General features: G+C 52.1%; 8 protein-coding genes, 5 tRNA genes and 1 rRNA gene. 2 read left to right on the top strand and 12 right to left on the bottom strand.

Annotated elements, in window-relative coordinates; all coding sequences use genetic code 11:
• The 7 genes from AC0LWM_RS28650 to AC0LWM_RS28620 form a co-directional block, all read right to left on the bottom strand.
• Positions 1-60, bottom strand: a 16S ribosomal RNA gene (locus tag AC0LWM_RS28650); the annotation flags it as partial.
• Positions 61-657: 597 nt separating this feature from the next.
• Positions 658-742 (bottom strand) — tRNA-Leu (locus tag AC0LWM_RS28645).
• A gap of 46 nt (positions 743-788) precedes the next feature.
• Positions 789-864: transfer RNA gene (locus AC0LWM_RS28640), tRNA-Lys, on the bottom strand.
• 20 nt (positions 865-884) lie between these two features.
• Positions 885-959: transfer RNA gene (locus AC0LWM_RS28635), tRNA-Glu, on the bottom strand.
• Between the two features lie 196 nt (positions 960-1,155).
• A tRNA-Ser gene (locus AC0LWM_RS28630) sits at positions 1,156-1,244 on the bottom strand.
• A gap of 4 nt (positions 1,245-1,248) precedes the next feature.
• Positions 1,249-1,324, bottom strand: a tRNA-Asn gene (locus tag AC0LWM_RS28625).
• Between the two features lie 27 nt (positions 1,325-1,351).
• Positions 1,352-1,825, bottom strand: a complete 474-nt coding sequence (locus AC0LWM_RS28620; protein WP_474678448.1) for a SprT family protein — start codon at positions 1,823-1,825, stop codon at positions 1,352-1,354.
• Positions 1,826-1,935: 110 nt separating this feature from the next.
• On the opposite strand from AC0LWM_RS28620, the gene AC0LWM_RS28615 reads away from it, so the two are divergent.
• Both AC0LWM_RS28615 and cmpA read left to right on the top strand, forming a co-directional pair.
• The gene (locus AC0LWM_RS28615) at positions 1,936-2,286 is read left to right on the top strand and encodes a hydrolase/acyltransferase (RefSeq protein ID WP_474678447.1); all 351 of its coding nucleotides are present in this window, start codon (positions 1,936-1,938) and stop codon (positions 2,284-2,286) included.
• Positions 2,287-2,364: 78 nt separating this feature from the next.
• Entirely contained in the window at positions 2,365-2,505 is a 141-nt protein-coding gene (gene cmpA, locus AC0LWM_RS28610) for a cortex morphogenetic protein CmpA (protein ID WP_474678446.1), read from the top strand.
• 80 nt (positions 2,506-2,585) lie between these two features.
• On the opposite strand, the gene AC0LWM_RS28605 is transcribed toward cmpA, so the two are convergent.
• The 5 genes from AC0LWM_RS28605 to AC0LWM_RS28585 form a co-directional block, all read right to left on the bottom strand.
• Positions 2,586-4,790 (bottom strand): Tex family protein, encoded by a 2,205-nt coding sequence (locus AC0LWM_RS28605; RefSeq protein WP_474678445.1) that lies wholly within the window; start codon positions 4,788-4,790, stop codon positions 2,586-2,588.
• A gap of 250 nt (positions 4,791-5,040) precedes the next feature.
• Entirely contained in the window at positions 5,041-5,391 is a 351-nt protein-coding gene (locus tag AC0LWM_RS28600; RefSeq protein WP_474678444.1) for a type II toxin-antitoxin system PemK/MazF family toxin, read from the bottom strand.
• Positions 5,392-5,394: 3 nt separating this feature from the next.
• Positions 5,395-5,676 (bottom strand): CopG family ribbon-helix-helix protein, encoded by a 282-nt coding sequence (locus AC0LWM_RS28595; RefSeq protein WP_474678443.1) that lies wholly within the window; start codon positions 5,674-5,676, stop codon positions 5,395-5,397.
• A gap of 242 nt (positions 5,677-5,918) precedes the next feature.
• The gene (gene alr, locus AC0LWM_RS28590; protein ID WP_474678442.1) at positions 5,919-7,094 is read right to left on the bottom strand and encodes an alanine racemase; all 1,176 of its coding nucleotides are present in this window, start codon (positions 7,092-7,094) and stop codon (positions 5,919-5,921) included.
• A 151-nt stretch (positions 7,095-7,245) separates the two neighbouring features.
• Positions 7,246-8,292 carry an outer membrane lipoprotein-sorting protein gene (locus AC0LWM_RS28585; protein ID WP_474678441.1) on the bottom strand — a complete coding sequence of 349 codons (1,047 nt, stop codon included), beginning with the start codon at positions 8,290-8,292 and terminating at the stop codon, positions 7,246-7,248.
• Positions 8,293-8,317: the final 25 nt, after the last annotated feature.

Below are 8,317 nucleotides of genomic sequence, written 5' to 3'. Positions count from 1 at the left end.
TTGCATGTATTAGGCACGCCGCCAGCGTTCGTCCTGAGCCAGGATCAAACTCTCCATTAAAGAAAAGCTGATTGTGCTCATTGTTTATTGCTGTTTCGGGGTCCCCGAAAAGTAATCGGATTAAGCTTCGCAGCTCATCGTCACTTTTTAGGGTTCCGTTTGGCTTATTCGCTCGTTGTTCAGTTTTCAAAGAACAATCATTCATTCTTGTTTTCGTCCCAACCGCTTGTATCTCGCGGCCAGATTTATAATTTATCACAGTTTATCGGATCAATGCAATAGCAGTTTATTCCATATTCTAAATTCTTAGAGATTCGTCGATGTTGGAATGGTTTTTTCATTGGAAACTTCTGTTTAAACTTATTACAGCATATGTAGCTTCTGCTACAATAACTTGAGCATAGGTTGGATTAGTAATGCCCGTTTCCATATATAACTACTCATTCCTGATAAGAAAAACTGGACGCAAGGCTTTCCTTCATCCTACTTTCCATATGTCCTTTGACTTGTATAAAGTCCGATTAAATGACCCCAGAAAAAACAAACCGTCCCCAATTCGTCCCCAATTACCTAAAAACAAATTTGTCTCGCTAATAGAAATAAAATCCAAACAACAAAAAAAGCCTTGATTATCAAGACTTTACGCTTTAAATATTATGGTGCGGTCGGAGGGATTTGAACCCTCACGCCTTTTGGGCGCCACCCCCTCAAGATGGTGTGTCTGCCGTTCCACCACGACCGCATATCGATGCTTTCTTATTATACATTGCTTCCGAGGAAGAAGCAAATGGTGAGCCATGAAGGACTCGAACCTTCGACACCCTGATTAAAAGTCAGGTGCTCTACCAACTGAGCTAATGGCTCTTACTGTTTAATAAATTCAATGGTGACCCGTAGGGGATTCGAACCCCTGTTACCTCCGTGAAAGGGAGGTGTCTTAACCCCTTGACCAACGGGCCATGTTGTTCATTTCTTTCGTGTCGTTTTTTGACGACAAAAGTGATTATAACGCATATCACTCATGTTGGCAAGCATTTTTTTTGAAGTATTTTCGAAGTACTAGAAGCATTCTGTATTGCCATACATTCCAGGGATTCCGAACTTGGCAACAAAAAAAGCCACCCCAGACGCAGCGGCCTTGCTTGATTAACACTATGGCGGAGAGAGAGGGATTCGAACCCTCGCGGCTGTTACACCCTAACGCTTTAGCAAAGCGCCCCCTTCGGCCTCTTGGGTACCTCTCCAAAGTGGCTCCCCGAACAGGACTCGAACCTGTGACAACTCGGTTAACAGCCGAGTGCTCTACCAACTGAGCTATCAGGGAATATTCAAAGTGACAAGTAATAATTTATCATGATTCAACGCTCGTGTCAAGCAAGGTTAGCTTTAATTTTCCGCGGCATTTGCCGCACGCATATTTGCGGACATTCATCTTTCTTTTGCGCAAATACGTCGTATGGCAGTCCACGCATTCAAGCTTATATCGATACGGTTCCTTGCGCCCGGCCGTAGGCAAATTGCGGCAATAACGAGTGCCGCCCACCTGCACCAGCAAGTTCTTGAAATCGGCGTCGCGATGCTTGTATCCTTTCTTCAGCAAATGCAAATGATAATGGCACAGCTCATGTTTGATGATGCTTTCGACATCGGCAAGCCCGAATGTTTCCAGCTGCTGCGGACTGATTTCGATATTGTGCGAGTGGGTAAAATACCGGCCTCCCGTTGACCGGAGCCGCCTGTTGAAAGTTGCTTTATGCTTGAAAGGCAGGCCGAACCATTGCAGCGATATCCGCTCTACCCATGCTTGAAGCTGCTCGTCCGTCAATGTTTCTCCCCCCTTGTCCCTCGCTTATGCTACTTGAATTTTAACCGACGATTACGTTACACTGTCAAGTAGCAATGTACTAAAGAGCCAGACATGAGGGGAGCCTATTCATGCCGAACATGAGATATGTGATTTTGAAGCAAAACGATCAGCTGCAATTCGTGGAAATGCCGGCAACGCACGCTTACCAGTTGAGCGCGCTCAACGTCCGCTTGCATAAAGAGCTGGACAAACTGACCGCCGCGAACGTGCCGAATTTGCCTGCTGTCGTTGCGGAATGCGATAATCTGGATTTTATGGACCCGACCTATAACACTTCGAACGGACTAGATTATATTAATCATCTGGAGCAGTCCTTTGCATCCATCGAGGAAAAAGCTTACCCGCTGGTCGCCCTATTGACGGAAATTCGCGCTTTGCAAGCCCAACTGGAGCAATGGTACGACGAGGAATATGCTTAAACGGCTATAACGGACGTGCACGGACATTCGCCCATTCCCATATGCTGTATTACTCGCATAAGGAAAGGGATGGTACCGATGCCGCAGTGGCTTTGCAATCAGTTAATGCGGGCATACCGCAAAAAAGACCGCCGGCAAATCAAGCTGCTGAACGATTGCTGGTTTTTTTACCGAACGAAAGTGTCCGATTCCGATCATAAAAGCGCTACCCATCCATAGATGATAAACAAAAAAAACAACGAGCGATGCCGTCTCATCCGAAGGATGAACGTATCGCTCGTTTTTGATTTCCGATCCGGTCAGCCCGGCTTCCGCATCGTTAAGCCAACGCGGCCTTTCTTCAAGTCCACGTTCAACACCCAGACGGTAACGGTATCGCCGATCGATACGACGTCCATCGGGTGTTTGACGAACTTGTCGGCCAATTGCGAAATGTGAACGAGGCCGTCGTTTTTGATTCCGATATCGACGAATGCGCCGAAGTCGATCACGTTGCGTACCGTGCCGGTCAGCTCCATGCCGGGCGTCAAATCCTCGATTTTCAGCACGTCGGTGCGGAAAATCGGCGGCGGCAGCTCCTCGCGCGGATCGCGCCCCGGCCGCTGAAGGCTGTCGAGGATGTCGCGCAGCGTCGGCACGCCGACATCCAGCTTCGTTGCCAGCGCCTCCGGTTCCACGCCGGCGAGCTTCTCCTTCAGCTCTTTGGAGCCGAGCTGAGCGAGCTCGAGCCGCAGCTCCTTGAACAGTCGGTCGACGACCTTGTACGACTCGGGATGAATCGGCGTATTGTCGAGCGGCTGGTTGCCTCCTGGAATACGCATGAAACCGACGCATTGCTCGAACGTCTTTGCGCCAAGACGCGGTACCTTCTGCAATTGCTGGCGGCTGTCGAATTTGCCGTTTTCCTCGCGGTATTTCACAATGTTCTTGGCGATGGTCGCGTTCACGCCGGCTACGTACGACAGCAGCGACGGCGAAGCCGTGTTCAGATCGACGCCGACATGGTTAACGGCCGACTCTACGACGGCGCCGAGGCTTTCTTCCAGCCGTTTCTGCACGACGTCATGCTGGTATTGTCCGACGCCGATCGACTTCGGATCGATCTTGACCAGCTCGGCCAGCGGATCCTGCAGCCTGCGGGCGATCGATACGGCGCTGCGCTCCGCCACGTCAAGATCCGGGAACTCCTCCTGCGCAAGCTTGGAGGCCGAATATACGCTGGCGCCCGCTTCGCTTACGATCATATATTTCAGCTCCGGACGTTTCAGCTTGCCGATCAGCTCGGCAATGAATTGCTCCGTCTCGCGCGAAGCCGTTCCGTTGCCGATGACGATAAGATCCACGTTGTGACGGCGAATGAGCTCGGAGATTTTCGCTTCGGCCTCCGCGACCTTGTTGTTCGGCGGCGTCGGATACGTCACGGCGATATCCAGCACTTTGCCGGTATCGTCGACGACGGCCAGCTTGCAGCCCGTCCGGTACGCGGGATCGACGCCAAGCACCGTTTTCCCTTTCATCGGAGGCTGAAGCAGCAGGTTCCGTAAGTTTTCGGCAAAAATCTTGATCGCATGCTCCTCCGCCTTCTCGGTCAGCTCGCCGCGCACTTCGCGTTCGATCGACGGCGCGATCAGCCTTTTGTAGGCATCCTCAATAACAGCCAAGAGCGTACTCCGAACGACCGAGTCGCCCTTAATGTACTGCTTGGCGATATACTCGTGGATTTTGTCCGAAGACACGTCGAGCGACACCTTGAGGATCTCCTCGCGCTCACCGCGGTTAATGGCCAGCGTACGGTGCGGAGGCAGCTTACGAACCGGCTCCTGGTAGGCATAATACATCTCGTACACGGACTCTGCGTCCTTATCCTTCGCTTCGGTAACGACGATGCCATGATCCTGCGAATAACGGCGCACCCAGGCTCGCACCTTGGCATCGTCGGCGATCGTTTCGGCGATGATGTCCATCGCGCCCTGGATCGCATCCTCCGCAGTTGCAACGCCTTTGCCCTCGTCGACATATTTCGATGCCTCGGCGTCCAGCGACCCGCTTCGCGGCTGCGCTAGAATCCATAGCGCAAGCGGCTCGAGCCCGCGCTCCTTGGCGACGCTCGCCCGCGTCTTGCGCTTCTGCCGGTACGGGCGATACAGGTCTTCGACCTCTTGCAGCTTCGCCGACCGTTCAATCGCCGTACGCAGCTCGTCCGTCAGCTTGCCTTGCTCGTCGATCAAGCGCACGACCTCGCGCTTGCGCTCCTCCAGGTTGCGTACATATTGCAGCCGCTCCTCGATCGCCCGTAACTGATTCTCATCCAACTCGCCGGTCATTTCTTTGCGGTAACGGGCGATAAACGGAATCGTATTGCCTTCATCCAGCAACGACACCGTCGTGCGCACTTGGCGCAGCTGTAAATTCAGCTCCGCCGATATTTGCTTGACAATCCGCTCCTGCTCTTGTGCCTTCATTTCCTCGGTCCGTTGCTCCGACTTCTGCTCCAACTGTTCCATCGAATCATGCACCTTCCTTTACGACATGGATGCCGAAGCAACCTCCGGCTCGTTCTTGCTTGCCCTTTCAAACCCTACATTTAAGTTTAACCGATTGGGGCCGATCTGTGAAATCCATAAGCCCCACAAAGCCGGGCCAAGCTTCGAACCGGATGCCGGTACCTCGCGGTAACCCCGAAACATATAAATTCCCGGCAACAAAAAAAACGAGGGACTTCTCCCCCGCTTGTTCCTACTGCTCTGTATTGAATTAGAACTCGATTAATCCGACGCTGATTTGCAGCGAGTCGTCGACCTTGCGCATCGTTTCTTCGTCCAGATGCGTAATTTTGTCGGTTAGCCGCTGCTTGTCGATCGTCCGGATTTGCTCAAGCAAAATAACGGAATCCCGGTCGAAGCCATGCGTTGCCGCTTCGATTTCCACATGAGTCGGCAGCTTCGCCTTCTGGATCTGCGCCGTAATCGCCGCCACGATTACCGTAGGACTGAAGCGGTTGCCGATATCGTTTTGGATAACCAGAACGGGCCGAACCCCACCTTGCTCCGAACCGACTACCGGCGAAAGATCGGCAAAAAAAACGTCACCGCGTTTTACGATCACTGTTTACACCCCGCTTACTAAGCGGTCAAGAGTGCTATCCGCCTCTTCCTCCGCAAAGAATGCCTCCGAAGCCATATTGAGGTTGATTTTGGCCATTTCCAAATAGCCGCGCTGCATCGATTCACGAATATGCCGTTTTTTTCGCTCCATTAGGTACAGCTTCATCGCCTGCCGAATAAATTCGCTGCGGTTCGAGTTTTCTTTCTCGACGATGCCGTCCACTTCCTCGAGCAAATAATCCGGCAAACTAATCATGATCCTTTTCGTGTTATTCATATTGGCCACCGATCTCGCACCCCCAAAACATTTCCAAAACCCTTAGTACCATTATGTCGAACAAGAAGTAAATTTATACAAAAGTAAATATATGCGTATCGTATATCAAGTATGTTGCATTCGATCGTATCAAATCCGCACTCTACTATTTCGCGCTCAGCGAATAAATTCCTCTATAGCCAAGCGAAAAACACGCTGGTAATTGTCGCCAAGAAGTGCAGCGGACCGAGTGCAAAATAAGTCGCCTCGCATTACCCGAGAAGCGGATTCACGGTGCCTACCGGCACGCCGTTTCGAGTATATACGCGCGGTACGCGACTGGCGATCATACACGTGATCTCATAATTGATCGTGTCGAGCTTTACCGCCAGTTCATCCGCGGTGATCCGGTCATTGCCCTGCTTCCCGATCAGTACGACCTCTTCACCGGCCTCAACCTGCGCTCCGGGAATGTCCTCGAGCGAAATCATGCATTGATCCATGCATATATTGCCGAGAACGGGCGTACGTTGTCCGCGTACCAACGCTTCCGCGCGTCCGGACAGCATCCGGGTGTACCCGTCGGCATATCCGACCGGCAGCGTTCCGATCCGCTCCTCGCGCTGCGTAACATATTTGGCCCCATAGCTGATTCCCGATCGGGGAGCTGCGGTTTTGGTCCAGACGATCGCTGTTTTCAAGCTCATCACAGGCTCCAGATCGACCCGCTGCTTGTTCACTTCCTCGGACGGATAAAGCCCGTACATGCCAATGCCAATCCGCACCATCGAATAGGACAACTCCGGCGTATCGATGCCGGTTGCCGTATTGCCCGCATGAATGAGCGGGATTTCGATATCGCTGGCTCGCAACGTATTCACGATGGTAGCGAATCGGCGATGCTGCTCTAGGGTATAGCACTTGTCCCGCTCATCGGCGCAAGAATAATGCGTAAACATGCCCTCGACATGGACCGCAGGCAAACGATGCAGCCGTTCGATAAAATGCACCGTCTCCTCTCGCTCAGGAAAGAGCCCGAGACGTCCCATGCCGGAATCGATCTTCACGTGAACCTTCACCTTCGGCGTTTCGGCCGGCAGCTCCGAGAGTGCCTGCAGCAGATCATCGCTGAATACGGTCAGCGTAATGCCCAGCTCCGCCGCGAGCGGGATGCCTTCCGGCGGCGTATAACCGAGCACAAGAATGGGCGCCGTAATTCCCGCACGCCGCAGCTGTACCGCTTCGTCCAGAAATGCAACGCCCAAATAATCAGCACCGCATTGCACCGCTTCCCGCGCCGTCTCAACGGCTCCGTGTCCGTACGCATTCGCTTTTACGGAAGCCATCAGCTTCAACGACTGCGGAATCGCACTGCGAAAAGCTTCTATATTATGACGCAGGGCATCTAGCGATATTTCCGCCCGCGTCGGCCGGTAATACGAATCCACGGTTGTTCACCTTCTCCTCATCTGTAAACCAATAAACCTATGTTAATCGGTTCTTCCCATGCTGTCAATGAACATTCCGCGACCATTCGTCCCAGTCGGGACAAGCCTTGGCGGTTTTTAGCCGCAAGCTCCCGAGAGCTCGGGATTTCGCTTATTTCTCCGGTTGATCCGGCATCGACTGCGCAATTTTTACCATCTCTTCCTCAGGTAAATCATCGCTCGATAAGCGGAACTCAACTCCGTCATTCGTCCAAGTCAACGTCTTCTTCTCGTCGCCTGTCATAGCTCCGATCGTAAACCCTAGATTAACGGCCCTGCTTTCCATGAAGGAGACGGCGCGATCCAATGCCCGCGATTCGAACAACGTATAATTGTACGTGCCTTCGTAACGGATCATGATGCCCTTCTTGTCGCCTAGCTCGATATCGCTTGGAGCTTTGCTCGTTACGCCTTCCGGCATATACGCCGGTTCCAGCAAAGCGACGTCCATGCTGTCCATCGGCTTATCGGAACCTGTTTGCTGTCCTTCATCCGTACCGGCCATCGTAGGCACGTTGCCGTCCTTCAAGCTCGTCATGTTGCGCTGCATATCGAAGGAATCTTTGTCAAACGCTTTATCGAACTCGAACTTGTCGAATTTGACTTCGACCATCACTTTGTCGTTCGGATCGGAAACGGCGACCTGGATCGGCGCATAATTGGATTTGTTCAGCCAAATTTTTTGGCGGGCGAGCGACCCGCTCTGATAATTGGCGACTACGTCGAAGACGTAAGCGTCTTTGTCGGTGGTGAATTGCCGGGAATTGTCGGAGATGATGCTTTGCACAAGCGTCTGATACAAATACACCTGTCCTTGATTTTCCGGCCAGTTGCTCTGGAAGCGGAAGCTTTTATTTAAATGCGGCGTCAGAACGAATACGCCTTCGTCGTTGCGGAGCACGATTTGCGTAATGTCCTTTTTCGCATTGGTGAGCGCAATCCGATAGTAGTGCGGCTGCTGGTACGATACCTCAACCTGATACTCCTGCGGCTGCTGCCCGGTATACAGCGTCATTTTGCCCGCTCCTTGATAACTCGCCATTTTGCTGACCACATGATCCAAATCCTTAACTACAGACTCTGCATCTTTTTTCCCGCACGCGGCAAGAAATACAGTTACGCACATCACGATGGCGATTATCCATGTGATCCGACGCATGTCATCATCCCCTCTGCACAATTTA

Source organism: Paenibacillus sp. sgz302148, from assembly GCF_056120465.1.
The sequence above is the reverse complement of the archived record's forward strand: the minus strand, read 5'-3'. Positions and strand labels throughout refer to the sequence as shown.